Source organism: Bacillus safensis, from assembly GCF_039619585.1.
Lineage (GTDB): Bacteria > Bacillota > Bacilli > Bacillales > Bacillaceae > Bacillus > Bacillus safensis.
Map to the genome: position 1 here is coordinate 1,510,723 of NZ_CP154909.1, position 15,945 is coordinate 1,526,667.

The 15,945-nt window shown below is 40.8% G+C and carries 16 protein-coding genes; all 16 read left to right on the forward strand.

Annotated features, from left to right (window positions below; all coding sequences use genetic code 11):
• Position 1 precedes the first annotated feature (1 nt).
• Positions 2-904: a succinate--CoA ligase subunit alpha gene (gene sucD, locus AAYR28_RS07705; protein ID WP_007499624.1), complete on the forward strand. Its 903-nt coding sequence runs from the start codon at positions 2-4 to the stop codon at positions 902-904.
• 63 nt (positions 905-967) lie between these two features.
• Positions 968-1,870 carry a DNA-processing protein DprA gene (dprA, locus tag AAYR28_RS07710; protein WP_061109838.1) on the forward strand — a complete coding sequence of 301 codons (903 nt, stop codon included), beginning with the start codon at positions 968-970 and terminating at the stop codon, positions 1,868-1,870.
• A gap of 193 nt (positions 1,871-2,063) precedes the next feature.
• Positions 2,064-4,139, forward strand: a complete 2,076-nt coding sequence (gene topA / locus AAYR28_RS07715) for a type I DNA topoisomerase (RefSeq protein ID WP_041108973.1) — start codon at positions 2,064-2,066, stop codon at positions 4,137-4,139.
• A gap of 70 nt (positions 4,140-4,209) precedes the next feature.
• A complete protein-coding gene (gene trmFO / locus AAYR28_RS07720) occupies positions 4,210-5,514 on the forward strand; it encodes an FADH(2)-oxidizing methylenetetrahydrofolate--tRNA-(uracil(54)-C(5))-methyltransferase TrmFO (protein WP_024424183.1) in 1,305 nt (434 codons plus the stop codon).
• Positions 5,515-5,576: 62 nt separating this feature from the next.
• Positions 5,577-6,494 carry a tyrosine recombinase XerC gene (xerC, locus tag AAYR28_RS07725; protein ID WP_034281771.1) on the forward strand — a complete coding sequence of 306 codons (918 nt, stop codon included), beginning with the start codon at positions 5,577-5,579 and terminating at the stop codon, positions 6,492-6,494.
• 14 nt (positions 6,495-6,508) lie between these two features.
• Complete coding sequence (gene hslV, locus AAYR28_RS07730; protein WP_034281773.1) at positions 6,509-7,054, forward strand: ATP-dependent protease subunit HslV; 546 nt, start codon at positions 6,509-6,511, stop codon at positions 7,052-7,054.
• Between the two features lie 16 nt (positions 7,055-7,070).
• On the forward strand, positions 7,071-8,471 hold the full coding sequence (hslU, locus tag AAYR28_RS07735; protein WP_120207054.1) for an HslU--HslV peptidase ATPase subunit: 1,401 nt from the start codon (positions 7,071-7,073) through the stop codon (positions 8,469-8,471).
• Between the two features lie 34 nt (positions 8,472-8,505).
• Positions 8,506-9,285, forward strand: coding sequence for a GTP-sensing pleiotropic transcriptional regulator CodY (gene codY, locus AAYR28_RS07740; RefSeq protein ID WP_007499612.1), 780 nt, complete (start codon positions 8,506-8,508; stop codon positions 9,283-9,285).
• Positions 9,286-9,573: 288 nt separating this feature from the next.
• Positions 9,574-9,963 carry a flagellar basal body rod protein FlgB gene (flgB, locus tag AAYR28_RS07745; protein ID WP_012009952.1) on the forward strand — a complete coding sequence of 130 codons (390 nt, stop codon included), beginning with the start codon at positions 9,574-9,576 and terminating at the stop codon, positions 9,961-9,963.
• The gene (gene flgC / locus AAYR28_RS07750) at positions 9,963-10,415 is read left to right on the forward strand and encodes a flagellar basal body rod protein FlgC (protein ID WP_024424179.1); all 453 of its coding nucleotides are present in this window, start codon (positions 9,963-9,965) and stop codon (positions 10,413-10,415) included. Before flgB ends, flgC begins: the two co-directional genes overlap by 1 nt.
• Before the next feature lie 11 nt (positions 10,416-10,426).
• Complete coding sequence (gene fliE, locus AAYR28_RS07755; protein WP_034281774.1) at positions 10,427-10,744, forward strand: flagellar hook-basal body complex protein FliE; 318 nt, start codon at positions 10,427-10,429, stop codon at positions 10,742-10,744.
• 49 nt (positions 10,745-10,793) lie between these two features.
• Positions 10,794-12,386: a flagellar basal-body MS-ring/collar protein FliF gene (gene fliF, locus AAYR28_RS07760; RefSeq protein WP_024424177.1), complete on the forward strand. Its 1,593-nt coding sequence runs from the start codon at positions 10,794-10,796 to the stop codon at positions 12,384-12,386.
• Positions 12,387-12,397: 11 nt separating this feature from the next.
• Positions 12,398-13,414, forward strand: coding sequence for a flagellar motor switch protein FliG (gene fliG, locus AAYR28_RS07765; RefSeq protein WP_034281776.1), 1,017 nt, complete (start codon positions 12,398-12,400; stop codon positions 13,412-13,414).
• A complete protein-coding gene (fliH, locus tag AAYR28_RS07770) occupies positions 13,407-14,171 on the forward strand; it encodes a flagellar assembly protein FliH (protein ID WP_120207052.1) in 765 nt (254 codons plus the stop codon). The genes fliG and fliH overlap by 8 nt, the downstream gene beginning before the upstream one ends.
• On the forward strand, positions 14,168-15,484 hold the full coding sequence (gene fliI / locus AAYR28_RS07775; RefSeq protein WP_034281781.1) for a flagellar protein export ATPase FliI: 1,317 nt from the start codon (positions 14,168-14,170) through the stop codon (positions 15,482-15,484). Before fliH ends, fliI begins: the two co-directional genes overlap by 4 nt.
• A gap of 8 nt (positions 15,485-15,492) precedes the next feature.
• Positions 15,493-15,936: a flagellar export protein FliJ gene (fliJ, locus tag AAYR28_RS07780; RefSeq protein ID WP_024424173.1), complete on the forward strand. Its 444-nt coding sequence runs from the start codon at positions 15,493-15,495 to the stop codon at positions 15,934-15,936.
• Positions 15,937-15,945 lie beyond the last annotated feature (9 nt).

Sequence of the window (15,945 nt, forward strand, 5' to 3'; positions counted from 1 at the left end):
AATGAGTGTATTTATTAATAAAAATACGAGAGTAATTGTTCAGGGGATTACCGGTTCAACCGCATTGTTCCATACAAAACAAATGATTGAGTACGGAACAAATATCGTTGGCGGTGTCACACCTGGAAAAGGTGGAACTGAAGTAGAAGGAGTTCCTGTATTTAATACTGTATCTGAAGCAGTGCAGACAACTGGAGCGAACGCTTCTGTTATCTATGTACCAGCACCATTTGCGGCAGATGCCATTTTAGAGGCTGTTGACGCAGAAGTCGATCTCGTCATTTGTATCACTGAACATATTCCAGTGCTTGACATGGTCAAAGTGAAACGGTATATGGAAGGGAAAAAGACAAGACTAGTTGGGCCAAACTGCCCAGGTGTCATCACACCTGAAGAATGTAAAATTGGTATCATGCCTGGCTACATTCATAAAAAAGGTCATGTGGGTGTTGTTTCTCGTTCTGGAACGCTTACATATGAAGCGGTACATCAGCTTTCAGAAGCTGGTGTTGGACAATCGACAGCTGTAGGAATCGGGGGAGACCCGGTAAATGGGACAAACTTTATTGATGTTTTAAAAGCATTCAATGAAGATCCTGAAACGCATGCTGTGATTATGATCGGTGAAATCGGCGGTACGGCTGAAGAAGAAGCAGCTGAATGGGTAAAAGCAAATATGACTAAGCCAGTCGTTGGCTTTATTGGCGGTAAAACGGCGCCTCCAGGAAAACGTATGGGACATGCTGGTGCCATTATTTCTGGTGGTAAAGGAACAGCTGATGAAAAGGTAAAAACAATGCGTGAATGTGGAATTGAAGTGGCAGAAACACCATCTGTCATGGGAGAAACGTTGATTAAAGTATTAAAAGAGAAGAATCTCTTCGAAGCTTGTAAAACGCATTAATGACACAAGAAGACTTGTTCTTTGGCAAGTCTTCTTCTTTCTATTTTAAACTGGAGGAATGGTATGTACAACGTGTCCGAAAGAATGATTTTTCACCGCTTAAAAGGCCTCATCTCACCCTCATTATTAACAAAATGGTGGAAAGTCGATCCTGAGCTATATATAAATGAAGAAACACATCATTTTAAACAGGATCGAGCATTACAAACGATCGACCTTACCCGCTTAAAACAAGCTGAAGAAAATGAATTCCCCATTTTTCAACACATCGTTCAAGCCTATTTAAAGCAAAACATTCACATGATTCCCATCACATCACCCTTATATCCCAGCACACTAAAAAATATTTATGATCCTCCCCCTGTGTTATTCCTAAAAGGAAACGTATCATATTTAAATGAAGAAAAAAGTTTAGGTGTAGTCGGCACGCGAGTTCCATCGTCTTATGGAGAAGCATGTGTGAAGAAAATTGTTGGTGAGCTTGTAAAGGAAGATTGGATGATTGTCAGTGGTTTAGCTAAAGGAATTGATGGACTTGCACATAAAGAGTGCATCAGGAAAAAAGGAAAAACGATCGGCATTATAGCAGGCGGTTTTCAGCATTTATACCCAAAAGAGCATGAGCAAATGGCTCAATACATGGGCGAGCATCATTTGCTTTTGTCAGAGCACCCTCCTTATGTCAAACCAGAAAAGTGGCATTTTCCAATGAGAAATCGTTTAATTAGTGCACTGACGAAAGGAACCATCGTGATACAGTGCAAAGAAAAGAGCGGTTCTCTTATTACAGCCTATCAAGCACTTGAGCAAGGAAAAGAGGTATTTGCGGTTGCTGGATCCATCTTTGATCCTAATTCCACAGGTCCGGCAAGACTCATTCAGCAGGGAGCAAAGCTTGTTCATTCAACAAAAGATATTTTAGAGGAATTCTCCTTCCGCAGCGTTCAATATACTGAACCAACATAAAAATATCGTTTGACAAAAGACATCGGAATATTTAATAATAGTGAGGATTTAAGTTTACACTTTGTTTTTCGTGTTTATAATGATGTTCATCATAAAGAATTTTTAATGATTGCCTGTTAGATAGGTGCAATTAACATAAATATGAATTGTGAAATGTATAAAGAGAGAACACCTCTTAAGGGGGATTTTGAGTATGGCTGATTATTTAGTCATCGTTGAGTCGCCAGCAAAGGCGAAAACGATTGAGCGTTATTTAGGAAAAAAGTATAAAGTAAAAGCTTCAATGGGGCACGTAAGGGATTTACCGAAAAGTCAGCTCGGTGTTGATACTGAGCATGACTTCGAACCGAGATATATTACGATTCGCGGGAAAGGCCCGGTTTTAAAAGAATTAAAAACAGCGGCGAAAAAAGCAAAAAAAGTCTATCTCGCAGCTGACCCCGATAGAGAGGGAGAAGCGATTGCTTGGCATTTAGCACACAGCCTTGACCTTGACCTCTCTTCTGACTGCCGCGTTGTTTTTAACGAGATTACAAAAGATGCGATTAAGGATTCCTTTAAGCATCCACGTATGATCAATATGGACTTAGTTGATGCGCAGCAGGCAAGACGGATTTTAGATCGTCTCGTTGGGTATAAAATCAGTCCGATTTTATGGAAGAAAGTGAAAAAGGGCTTAAGTGCCGGACGTGTTCAATCAGTTGCACTCCGCCTGATTATTGATCGCGAGAATGAAATTAATGAATTTAAACCAGAAGAATACTGGACAATTGACGGTACATTCCTTAAAGGAAAAGAAAGCTTCGAAGCGAGTTTCTTTGGCCTCAATGGCAAAAAACATCCATTGAAAACAAAAGAAGATGTAAAAGAAATCCTTTCGAAATTAAAAGGAAGCAAATTCTCTGTAGAGAAAGTAACGAAAAAAGAGCGGAAACGTAATCCAGCCGTTCCGTTTACGACTTCTACTTTACAGCAGGAAGCTGCAAGAAAATTAAACTTCCGTGCGAAAAAAACAATGATGATTGCACAGCAATTATATGAAGGAATTGATCTTGGTAAAGAAGGTACAGTCGGTCTCATTACATATATGAGAACGGACTCAACACGTATTTCCAATACGGCGATTGAAGAAGTATCTGCTTTCATTGATCAGACGTACGGCAAGAATTTCTTAAACACAACAAAACGACCGGCCAAAAAGAATGAAAATGCACAAGATGCTCACGAAGCCATCCGCCCGACTTCTACGTTAAGAAAACCGGCAGATGTCAAGCATGTGCTAAGCCGCGATCAGCTTCGTCTGTATAAATTGATTTGGGAACGATTCGTGGCAAGCCAAATGGCGCCGGCTGTTCTTGATACAATGAGTGTGGATCTTGATCATAACGGTCTTACTTTCCGTGCGAATGGCAGTAAAGTGAAATTTCCTGGGTTTATGAAGGTTTATGTGGAAGGAAAGGACGACCAGCTAGAGGAAAAGGACAAAATGCTTCCTGATCTCAAAGAAGGGGATACAGTTCTTTCAAAAGATATCGAACCTGAACAGCACTTCACACAGCCGCCTCCGCGTTACACTGAGGCAAGATTGGTCAAAACACTTGAAGAGCTCGGTATAGGCCGTCCATCTACGTATGCACCAACATTAGATACGATTCAAAAGCGCGGCTATGTCGCACTTGATAATAAACGATTTACTCCGACAGAGCTTGGAGAGATTGTACTCAACTTAATCATTGAATTCTTCCCTGAAATCATTAACGTTGAATTTACAGCGAAAATGGAAAAGGAACTTGATAGTGTTGAAGAAGGTACGATCGAATGGGTTCGTATTATCGACAGCTTCTATCAAGACTTTGCAAAACGGGTAGAAAAAGCTGAAGCAGAGATGCAAGAAGTTGAGATTGAGCCGGAATACGCCGGAGTTGATTGTGAAGAGTGCGGACATCCGATGGTGTACAAAATGGGTCGATACGGTAAGTTCATGGCTTGCTCTAACTTTCCTGACTGCCGTAACACAAAACCAATTGTCAAAGATATCGGTGTCAAATGCCCGTCATGTCATGAAGGAAACATTGTTGAACGAAAATCGAAGAAACGCCGCATTTTTTACGGCTGTGATCGTTTTCCAGAGTGTGAATTCGTCTCTTGGGACAAACCAATTGAAAGAAAGTGTCCAAAATGCGAAAATATGCTTGTAGAGAAAAAGCTGAAAAAAGGCGTTCAAGTTCAATGTGTGAACTGTGATTATAAAGAGGAACAACAAAAATAGCGGTGAGCAGCCTTGTTCACCTGCTTTTTTATGTCATCAAACAGACCTTACGAAATAGGAGAGTTGTACAATGAGTCAATTTGTAAATGTGATCGGAGCCGGTTTAGCTGGAAGTGAAGCAGCATGGCAAATCGCTAAACGAGGCATTAAAGTCAATTTATATGAAATGAGACCTGTGAAACAAACGCCGGCTCACCACACAGATAAATTTGCGGAGCTTGTATGCAGCAACTCACTGCGTGCGAATGCTTTGACGAATGCAGTAGGTGTATTAAAGGAAGAAATGCGTCATTTAGATTCAGCTATTATCGCAGCAGCAGATGAAAGCTCAGTTCCTGCTGGCGGCGCGCTTGCAGTAGACCGTCATGAATTTGCAGCAAACGTGACAGACCGCGTGAAAAATCATCCGAATGTTACTGTCTTTCAAGAAGAGGTGCAGAGCATTCCAGAAGGTCCGACAATTATCGCGACTGGCCCGCTGACATCTGAAGCACTTTCCAAAGAATTAAAATCGTTAACAGGAGAAGAATATCTCTATTTCTACGATGCAGCAGCACCTATTCTAGAGAAAGACAGCATTGATATGGATAAGGTGTACTTGAAATCTCGCTATGACAAAGGAGAAGCTGCTTATTTAAACTGTCCAATGACAGAAGAAGAATTCGATCGTTTTTATGAGGCGCTCATTTCTGCTGAAACTGTACCATTAAAAGAATTTGAAAAAGAAATCTTCTTTGAAGGCTGTATGCCAATTGAAGTCATGGCGAAAAGAGGAAAGAAAACGATGCTGTTTGGTCCGATGAAGCCAGTAGGACTTGAAGATCCGAAAACAGGCAAAAGACCTTACGCTGTTGTTCAATTAAGACAGGATGATGCAGCAGGTACTTTATATAACATCGTTGGCTTCCAGACACATCTGAAGTGGGGCGATCAAAAGGAAGTATTCCGTTTGATTCCAGGTCTTGAAGAAGCAGAGATTGTCCGTTACGGCGTGATGCACCGTAATACATTTATTAACTCGCCAAGCCTTTTAAGACCGACTTATCAGTTTAAAAATAGAGATGATCTATTCTTTGCCGGACAAATGACAGGCGTTGAAGGGTATGTCGAGTCCGCAGCGTCGGGACTAGTGGCTGGTATTAACGCCGCTCGTTTTGTCAAAGGAGAAGAGCTTGTGACACTTCCTGAGGAAACGGCGATTGGCAGTATGGCTCACTACATCACATCGACAAACAAGAAAAGCTTCCAGCCGATGAATGCGAATTTTGGTTTGCTGAAAGATCTAGGAGTTCGAATTAAAAACAAACAAGAACGTTATGCAGAGTACGCTAAGCGTGCAATCGAAACTATTCAAACTATTTCGAAATCTCTGTAGTAAAACATTGCACGGAAAGCAAGATATGTGATACCATTTAAAAGCCTTAAAGAGGTGTAAAAATGACGAATAAACAGCGTCTTGTCCACTTATTCATTGAATATCTGCAAATTGAAAAAAACTATTCAGCTTTAACGATCTCAGGATATACAGAAGCCATTGAAGAGTTTGTCAGATTTATGAACATTCAAGGAATAGACGGTTTTGAAGAGGTATCCTATCAAGATACGAGAATTTATTTAACAGAAGCTTATGAAAAAGGCCTGACAAGAAGAACGATTAGTAAGAAAGTCTCTGCGCTTCGCAGCTTTTATAAATTTTTATTAAGAGAACAGCTTGTGAAAGAAAATCCTTTTTTACTCGTTAGCTTACCAAAGCAGGATAAGCGGATTCCTTCATTTTTGTATGAAGAGGAACTAAAAGAGCTTTTTACAGTTTCTGATGTCAGCACACCACTTGGGCAAAGAAATCAAGCCATTTTAGAACTTCTTTATGCAACAGGTATGAGGGTCAGTGAGTTATGTTCATTAAAAGAATCTGATCTTGATTTATCGATGGATACAGTGCTTGTTCATGGGAAAGGCAGCAAACAGCGGTATGTTCCTTTCGGGTCATATGCTCATGAAGCGCTCATTACTTATTTAGAGGATGGAAGGCAGAAGCTGAAAGCTAAGGGGAAAGACCGCGCTGATACTCATGTGTTTTTGAATCAGCGCGGGACGCCTCTTACAGACAGAGGTGTTCGATTCATTCTCACTGAATTAATGAAAAAGGCGTCAGGTACATTACATATCCATCCTCACATGTTGAGGCACACCTTTGCCACGCATCTCTTAAACGAGGGAGCAGATTTGAGAAGTGTTCAAGAACTTCTCGGTCATTCAAATTTATCATCTACACAGGTGTACACGCATGTATCAAAAGATTCTTTAAGAAACACGTACATGTCTCATCACCCAAGGGCTTTTAAACGATCCTAAAAGGAGGTTTTTTCATGTCATCATTTCATGCAACAACCATCTTTGCCGTTCAACATAAAGGAAAAAGTGCAATGGCTGGCGACGGTCAAGTTACTTTCGGGCAGGCTGTCGTGATGAAACACACAGCAAAAAAAGTGCGCCGTCTTTTCGGAGGCAAGGTGCTTGCAGGTTTTGCAGGTTCAGTAGCAGATGCTTTTACACTCTTTGAAAAGTTTGAAACAAAGCTTGAAGAATATGGTGGTAACTTAAAGCGGGCAGCCGTAGAACTAGCGAAGGAATGGCGAAGTGACAAGATGCTAAGGCAGCTTGAGGCTATGCTCATCGTCATGAATAAAGAAAGTATTTTGCTCGTCTCTGGAACTGGAGAGGTCATTGAACCAGATGATGGGATTTTGGCAATTGGCTCAGGCGGCAACTATGCGCTTAGCGCCGGGAGAGCACTCAAAACCCATGCAGGTGATCATCTCACAGCGAGAGAAATTGCAAAGGCCGCTCTTGAAACGGCCGGAGAAATCTGTGTCTACACGAACGATCAAATCACTTTAGAAGAGCTTGAATAGAAAGGACATGAGACGTATGGAGAAAAAGCCGTTTACCCCAAGAGAGATAGTTGAAAAGCTTGATCAATACATCATTGGTCAGCTTGATGCGAAAAAAGCAGTGGCGGTGGCTTTAAGAAACCGTTACAGAAGAAGTCTTTTACATGATAAGCTAAAGGATGAAGTCGTTCCTAAAAACATTTTAATGATCGGCCCAACAGGTGTGGGGAAAACAGAAATTGCCCGCAGAATTGCTCGAATTTCTGGTGCGCCTTTTATTAAAGTGGAAGCGACGAAGTTTACTGAAGTGGGTTATGTCGGCCGTGACGTAGAGTCCATGGTGAGAGATTTAGTTGAAACAGCGATTAGACTTGTCAAAGAAGAAAAGATGAAAGATGTTCAAGAAGAAGCAGAAAAACAAGCAAATAAACGTCTTGTTCATTTACTTGTTCCTGGTAAGAAAAAGAGCCAGTCTGTGAAAAATCCTTTTGAGATGCTGTTTGGCGGTTCTGATGAAGATGACCGTGATCGAGATCATTCAAATGAAGAAGTGGAACTCGAATCGACAAGAAAGCGAATCGATCATCAGCTGGCTATGGGAGAACTTGAAGATCATTACGTCACGATTGAAGTAGAAGAACAGCAACCTTCCATGTTTGATATGCTTCAAGGCTCGGGTATGGAGCAAATGGGTATGAACATGCAGGATGCGCTCGGCAATCTCATGCCTAAAAAGAAAAAACGCAGAAAGCTGACTGTCAGAGAAGCAAGAAAGGCGTTAACGGCTGAGGAAGCTTCAAAACTGATTGATATGGATGAAGTCAGTCAGGAAGCGGTCTACAAAGCAGAGCAGCAAGGAATTATTTTTATCGATGAAATCGACAAAATTGCCAAAAGCGGTGGTGCATCATCTGCAGATGTTTCTCGTGAAGGGGTTCAGCGTGATATTTTACCGATTGTAGAAGGTTCAACTGTGATGACGAAATATGGTGCCGTTAAAACTGATCATGTGCTGTTTGTTGCAGCAGGTGCATTTCATATGGCAAAGCCATCAGATTTGATTCCGGAGCTTCAGGGACGTTTCCCAATCCGTGTAGAATTAGATAAATTAAGTATAGAAGACTTTGTGAAAATCTTAACGGAACCAGATAATGCATTATTAAAGCAATATAAAGCTTTACTTGAAACAGAAGGTATATCTCTTGAATTTTCTGACGATGCTATTCATAAGATTGCCGAAGTGGCTTATCATGTCAATCAGGAGACAGATAACATCGGTGCAAGAAGGCTTCATACCATACTTGAGAAGCTGCTTGAAGAGCTTTCATTTGAGGCGCCTGATATTGCGATGGAGACAGTGACCATTACCCCTCAGTATGTCGAAGAGAAGCTAGGAAAGATTGCAAATAACAAAGATTTAAGTCAATTTATACTTTAACAAATGAATAAAGTAATCTAGGAGGATCATTATTATGGCGTTACTACAAAAAACAAGGATTATTAACTCAATGCTGCAAGATGCAGCGGGGAAACCAGTTAATTTTAAAGAAATGGCAGAAACACTGAGAGATGTCATTGATTCAAACATTTTCGTATTAAGCAGAAGGGGAAAGCTTCTTGGCTACTCCATTAATCAGCAGATCGAAAATGCACGTATGAAAAAAATGCTTGAAGATCGTCAGTTCCCTGAGGAATATACAAAGAGTCTATTCAATGTCCCTGAAACGTCTTCAAACCTTGATATTAACAGTGAATATACAGCTTTCCCGATTGAGAACCGTGACTTATTCCAATCAGGCTTAACAACAATTGTCCCAATTATCGGCGGAGGAGATCGTTTAGGTACGTTAATCCTGTCCCGCTTACAAGATACATTCACAGATGATGATTTAATTCTTGCTGAATACGGGGCAACAGTTGTTGGAATGGAGATTCTTCGCGAGAAAGCAGAAGAAATCGAAGAAGAAGCAAGAAGCAAAGCGGTTGTCCAAATGGCGATCAGCTCTCTTTCATATAGTGAGCTTGAAGCGATTGAGCACATTTTTGAAGAGCTGGATGGAAACGAAGGTCTTCTTGTCGCAAGTAAAATTGCAGATCGTGTAGGGATTACGCGTTCAGTGATCGTAAACGCCTTACGTAAGTTAGAAAGTGCAGGCGTAATCGAATCTCGTTCTCTTGGAATGAAGGGAACGTACATCAAAGTGTTAAACAACAAATTTTTAATTGAACTCGAAAATTTAAAATCTCATTAATCAAAAACCCTTTTTGGCCGAAATAAATGCTGAAAAGGGTTTTTTTATGTGAAAAAATGAGGATTTGTCCGAAAAATGTCACTCTTTTTTCCAAGAAACCCCTTACAAATCTGTAGTGCTTTGAATCTAGGCCTTTATACCTATTCGTAAAATAGATATATATTACGAGTTTTTTTTACATATACATCATAGACTTTAATCCTATTATTTCTTACAATGAACATATGGTTTTACAAATCTCGACATGATTAAATGGAATGAAATACATATGATTGGAGGTATATGGTTTTGGATATATTTTCTGGAACGATAAGCAACCTTGAGAATGCCTTGGGCAGAGCGAATGTTAAGCAAAAAGTCATAAGCAATAATATCGCGAATATAGATACACCGAACTACAAGTCGAAAAACGTCGCATTCCATGACATGCTAAATGATGCGTCAATCAAATTAGATGCTAAAAAAACGTACCAAGGTCACATTGATTTTTCAAAAACAGGGTCTAATTATTCAGTTGTTTCGAGCAACCGTACTTCTTATCAAGAAAACGGAAATAATGTCGATATTGATCAAGAGATGAGTGAACTCGCTAAAAACCAAATTCAGTATAATGCGCTGGTGGAAAGAATGAGCGGGAAATTCAATTCTCTTAAAACAGTTTTGACAGGAGGTAAGTGATGTCGATCTTTTCAGGAGTGAACGCTTCGGCCTCAGCATTAACGGCACAGAGGCTCAGAATGGACGTTGTATCCTCAAACCTTGCAAATATGGATACGACAAGAGCTAAACAGGTTGATGGCAACTGGGAGCCTTATAGACGTAAGCTTGTCACATTACAGCCGTCAGGTGAATCGTTTTCATCTATATTGAACTCAAGTATGAATTCGAGCGGCAAATTAGGAAACGGCGTCAAAGTAACAAAGATTACTGAAGACGAAACTCCATTCAACCTTCAATATGATCCTACAAATCCCGATGCCAATGAAAATGGATATGTTCAAACACCAAATGTCGATCCATTAAAAGAAATGGTCGACCTCATCAGCAGCTCAAGATCATATGAAGCAAACGTGACTGCTCTAAATGCGAATAAAAGCATGCTGATGAAAGCTTTAGAAATAGGAAAGTAAGGTGAAAACAATTGGTTAATGCAATATCTCCTTTCCAGCTTCAAACTGCTCAGCAAGCAAGTGAATTGACGAATGCAACGCCCATTCAGGCGGCTGCACCTAAAAGTCAAACGAATTTCTCTGATGTGCTGAAGAATTCCATTGAGGCATTAAATCAATCACAGCTGAAATCAGACCAGTATACAAATGCGCTTGCACAAGGAAAAGATGTCAATCTCGATGAAGTCATGATTGCTTCACAAAAAGCGAGTGTCACACTCACAGCTGCAACAGAGTTTCGAAATAAAGCAGTCGAAGCGTACCAAGAGATTATGAGAATGCAGATGTAGGAGGTGCTGGTGGACAAAAAAAGACTGAATGGAATGACCGGGGGTTAAGATGAATCGTACTTTAATGCAATTAAGAACAAAAACAGTTGAGTTTTGGCGAAATCGATCAAAATTACAAAAAATACTCATGATTGGCGGCGTTGCTGCCCTAGCAATCATTATTACGGTTGTTAGCATCTTTGCTTCTTCTGAAAAAATGGTTCCGCTCTTTAGAGACTTGTCTGAGGCAGAAGCTGGACAAATCAAACAGGAACTAGATGGCAAAAACGTTAAATCGGAACTTGCAAACAATGGAACAACGATTCTCGTTCCAGAAAAGCAAGCAGATTCTTTAAAAGTAACACTCGCATCCGAAGGGCTCCCTAAGACAGGCAACATTGATTATTCCTTCTTTGCAAACAATTCAGGCTTCGGTTTAACAGATAATGAATTTGATGTTCTGAAAGTAGACGCAACTCAGACAGAACTATCCAATCTGATCAACACAATTGATGGGATTAAAGATTCAAAAGTGATGATTAACCTGCCAAAAGATTCCGTTTTTGTTGGAGAAGAGCAAAGTAATGCATCAGCATCCATAGTGCTGCAAGTTGAGCCGGGCTACACGCTCACACCGCAGCAAGTAAAAGGCCTTTATCATCTTATTTCAAAAAGTGTGCCGAATTTAAAAACAGAAAACATTGTCATTATGGACCAAGATTCCAACTACTACGACTTAAACACCAGCTCCGATTCCTATGCAAGTGGAATGGATGCACAGCAGCAGAAAAAAGAGGAAATCGAAAAGAATCTTCAAAGAAAAATTCAGCAGCTGCTCGGAACAATGATGGGTCAAGATAAAGTGGCTGTATCGGTCACAACAGACATTGATTTTACTGAAGAAAAAAGAAAAGAAGACCTAGTAGAACCTGTTGATAAAGAAAACATGCAGGGGATTGCTGTCAGCGCTGAAAAGATTGCTGAAACTTATTCAGGTAACGGCGCAGCAGCTGGAGGCACCGCTGGAACAGGTGACGATGATGTCACAAATTATCAAGGTGCCGATGGAGCGAATGGAAGCGGAGATTACGAAAAGAGCGAAGATCGCATCAATTATGAAGTCAACCGCATTCATAAAGATATCAAAGAAAGCCCTTATAAAATTAGAGATGTTGGCATTCAAGCATTGGTCGAACCACCAACTGCAAACGATGTAAACTCTTTAACGGCTGAAAGACAAGATGATATCAAAAAGATTCTTTCAACGATCATTAGCACATCGATTGATAAAGAATACACAAATGGTCAAGCGCTCACTCAAGCCGACTTAGATAACAAAATCGTTTTATCTGTATCAAAATTAGACGGTAAACAGCAAACTGCGGCAGATAACCCTTCAAACAATATTCCAATTTGGGTTTATATTGTAGGCGGTGTGCTTCTACTTGCAATTATCGCTCTTATCATTCTTCTTGTACGCAAGCGTAGAAGAGATGAGGAAGAAGAGTTTGAGTTTGATGAACGTACACCAATCGATGTTCCTGATATCGACACTGAACCAGAAACAGAAGAAATGGTGAGAAAAAATCAGCTTGAAAAAATGGCAAAAGAAAAACCAGAAGACTTTGCTAAATTGCTACGCAGCTGGCTGTCCGAGGATTAGGAGGAATACACATGTCGAGAAAAGATCCAAATCGACTAACAGGCAGACAAAAAGCAGCAATCCTAATGATTTCCTTAGGGCTAGACGTGTCAGCATCTGTATACAAACATCTGTCTGAAGACGAAATAGAAAAATTAACATTAGAAATTTCCAATGTACGAAGTGTAGATACTGCTAAAAAAGATGAAGTCATCGAAGAGTTTCACAGCATTGCGATCGCGCAGGACTACATATCGCAGGGCGGTCTTATGTACGCAAGACAAGTGCTTGAAAAAGCGCTTGGTGAGGATAAAGCGGACAGCATCTTAAACAGGCTGACATCCTCTCTTCAAGTGAAACCATTTGATTTTGCTCGAAAGGCTGACCCAGAACAAATTTTAAACTTTATCCAGCATGAGCATCCACAAACGATAGCACTTATCCTTTCCTACCTGGATCCAGTGCAGGCTGGGCAAATTTTATCTGAGTTAGGCGAGGAAGTACAAACTGAGGTTGCGAGACGTATTGCCTTAATGGACCGTACATCTCCAGAGATCATCAATGAGGTGGAGCGTATTCTTGAACAAAAGCTCTCTTCAACCTTTACGCAGGACTATACGCAAACGGGCGGAGTCGAAGCGGTTGTAGAAGTGCTAAATGGTGTAGACCGTGCTACTGAGAAAACCATTTTAGACACACTTGAAATTCAAGATCCAGAGCTTGCTGATGAAATTAAGAAACGTATGTTTGTCTTTGAAGATATTGTCACTCTTGACAGCAGAGCGATTCAGCGTGTCATCAGAGATGTTGAAAATGATGACTTATTGCTCGCACTCAAAGTGGCAAGCGAAGAAGTCAAAGAAATTGTCTTCCGCAACATGTCACAGCGGATGGTCGAAACATTCAAAGAAGAAATGGAGTTTATGGGGCCTGTCCGGCTTAGAGATGTCGAGGAAGCACAAACCCGTATTGTCAGCATCGTAAGACGACTTGAGGAAGCTGGAGAAATCGTCATAGCTCGAGGCGGGGGAGACGATATCATTGTCTAGGATTATCAAACATGAAACATCTGTTACTCCTGAACAAGGGCGGCAAACGATTCCTTTACAGCAAGTAAACTTTAAAAGAGAACATCACGAAGTAGAGCTTGTCAATGAAACCGAAGCATCGCAGCTAGTACTCAGTGATGCAGAAGATCAAGCGAGCCGCATATTAGAACAAGCAAACAGTGAGCTGGAAAAAACAATGGCTGAAATCAATCAGCGCCGGACTGATTTTGAAGAGGAAAGAATGCAGCTCATTGAAGAAGCGAAACAAGCAGGTTATCAAGAAGGCTTCCAAAAGGGCGAAGCAGATGCGAATATGCAGTACCAAGCTATTCTTGATCAAGCAAATGACATCGTCAGTCTTGCAAGGCAGGATTACGAAGAAAAAATTGAAAGCTCTGCTGAGCAAATTGTAGAACTCGCTTTTGAACTCGCCAAACGCGTTTGGAATGCAGCTGAGGACACGAAAGATCCATTTTTGGCTCTTGTGAAGCAGGTCATTTCAGAAGTGAAAGAATATGATGATATTTCCATCTATGTTGACCCTGAACATTACGAGCATGTGATGGAATATAAAGACGAATTGATTAGAATCCTTCAAAAGGATACACACCTTGCCATTTACTCGGATGAAAAAGCGCCAAAAGGAACTTGTTACGTAGAAACAAGTTTTGGAAAAGTGGAAGCGAGTGTTGATACCCAAATGAATCAGTTGAAAGAAAAATTATTAGAAGTCATTGATTCAGGTGATCACAAATGAAAATGGATGTACTAAAAGAAACGATTGAAACTGCCGATCCTTATAAACGATTTGGTAAAGTCAATCGAGTGGTTGGGCTCATGATTGAATCTAAGGGGCCGGAGAGTTCGATCGGTGATGTATGTCTCATTCATAAAAAAGGGAGCAAGCACCATCCGATAAAAGCAGAGGTCGTAGGGTTTAGAGATGAAAACATTCTGCTCATGCCTTATGTAGAAGCATCCAATATTTCACCAGGAAGTCTTGTTGAAGCGACGGGTGAGTCGCTGAAGGTCAAAGTAGGGACTGGATTAATTGGTGAAGTCGTTGATGCCTTCGGTGATCCGCTTGATGGCAGTATGCTTCCAAAGGGACTTGCACCTGTTTCGACAGATCAGTCACCCCCAAATCCAATGGACAGGCCGCCTATTCGAGAAAAGATGGGTGTCGGTGTTAGAGTCATTGATAGTCTGCTCACAGTTGGCACTGGTCAAAGGATCGGGATTTTTGCCGGAAGTGGTGTTGGAAAAAGTACCTTAATGGGGATGATTGCAAAGCAGACAGAAGCAGACCTGAATGTCATTGCCCTTGTTGGAGAGCGTGGCCGTGAAGTTCGTGAGTTTATTGAAAAGGATTTAGGTTCTGAAGGACTGAAGCGATCAATTGTTGTCGTTGCTACTTCTGACCAGCCTGCACTGACGAGACTGAAAGCTGCGTATACAGCAACAGCTATTGCGGAGTATTTCAGGGACAGAGGCAAAAATGTCATGTTCATGATGGATTCTGTTACGAGGGTCGCCATGGCGCAAAGGGAAATAGGACTCGCAACTGGCGAGCCGCCAACAACAAAAGGATATACACCTTCAGTGTTCGCTATACTGCCAAAATTGCTCGAACGAACTGGGACAAATCAGCTTGGTTCCATCACAGCGTTTTACACAGTGCTTGTTGATGGAGACGATATGAACGAGCCGATCGCTGATACAGTGAGGGGGATCCTTGACGGGCACATTGTACTTGATCGTGCTTTAGCCAACAAAGGACAATTTCCCGCTGTTAACATTTTGAAAAGTATCAGCCGTGTCATGAGTAATATCGCAAGTCATGATCACAAGGAAGCGGCTAACCGGTTCCGCCAGCTTTTGTCCACTTATCAAAACGCTGAAGACCTCATTAATATTGGAGCATATAAAAAAGGCTCCTCCAAAGATATTGATGAGGCCATGCAGGCTTATCCTCATCTGATTTCATTTTTGAAGCAGGATGTAGAAGAGGCTGTATCTATTGAAGACAGTGTGAGTTTATTGCTCAGTTTGATGAATAGAGAGGATTGACAAAAACAGTGAGATATCAATACAAATTTCAAAAGCTCTTAGAACTGAAAGAAAGTGAAAAAGACAAGTCACTCGCAGCGTACCAACAATCCGTTTCGGCATTTGAGCAAGTCGCTGAAAAACTCTATGAAAATATGAGTAAAAAAGAGCTAATGGAAAAAAGCAAAGAAGAAAAGCTGAGAAGTGGAATGAGTGTTCAAGAAATGCGTCATTACCAGCAATTTGTGACCAACTTAGATAACACCATTCAGCATTATCAGCAGCTTGTGATCATGAAACGTCACCAAATGAATGAAAAACAATCTGATTTAACTGAAAAAAACATTGAGTTTAAAAAGTTTGAAAAAATGAAAGAAAAGCAATTTGAAAAGTTCTCCCTTGAACATAAGGCAATTGAAATGAAAGAAATGGATGATATCTCTATCAGCCAATTCATGTTTCAAGGACATTAGGAGTCGAGA

Bases quoted from the DNA above. Each gene is read 5' to 3' on its own strand.
- sucD (WP_007499624.1), top strand. From the start codon at position 2: ATGAGTGTATTTATTAATAAAAATACGAGAGTAATTGTTCAGGGGATT.
- dprA (WP_061109838.1), top strand. From the start codon at position 968: ATGTACAACGTGTCCGAAAGAATGATTTTTCACCGCTTAAAAGGCCTC.
- topA (WP_041108973.1), top strand. From the start codon at position 2,064: ATGGCTGATTATTTAGTCATCGTTGAGTCGCCAGCAAAGGCGAAAACG.
- trmFO (WP_024424183.1), top strand. From the start codon at position 4,210: ATGAGTCAATTTGTAAATGTGATCGGAGCCGGTTTAGCTGGAAGTGAA.
- xerC (WP_034281771.1), top strand. From the start codon at position 5,577: ATGACGAATAAACAGCGTCTTGTCCACTTATTCATTGAATATCTGCAA.
- hslV (WP_034281773.1), top strand. From the start codon at position 6,509: ATGTCATCATTTCATGCAACAACCATCTTTGCCGTTCAACATAAAGGA.
- hslU (WP_120207054.1), top strand. From the start codon at position 7,071: ATGGAGAAAAAGCCGTTTACCCCAAGAGAGATAGTTGAAAAGCTTGAT.
- codY (WP_007499612.1), top strand. From the start codon at position 8,506: ATGGCGTTACTACAAAAAACAAGGATTATTAACTCAATGCTGCAAGAT.
- flgC (WP_024424179.1), top strand. From the start codon at position 9,963: ATGTCGATCTTTTCAGGAGTGAACGCTTCGGCCTCAGCATTAACGGCA.
- fliF (WP_024424177.1), top strand. From the start codon at position 10,794: ATGAATCGTACTTTAATGCAATTAAGAACAAAAACAGTTGAGTTTTGG.
- fliG (WP_034281776.1), top strand. From the start codon at position 12,398: ATGTCGAGAAAAGATCCAAATCGACTAACAGGCAGACAAAAAGCAGCA.
- fliI (WP_034281781.1), top strand. From the start codon at position 14,168: ATGAAAATGGATGTACTAAAAGAAACGATTGAAACTGCCGATCCTTAT.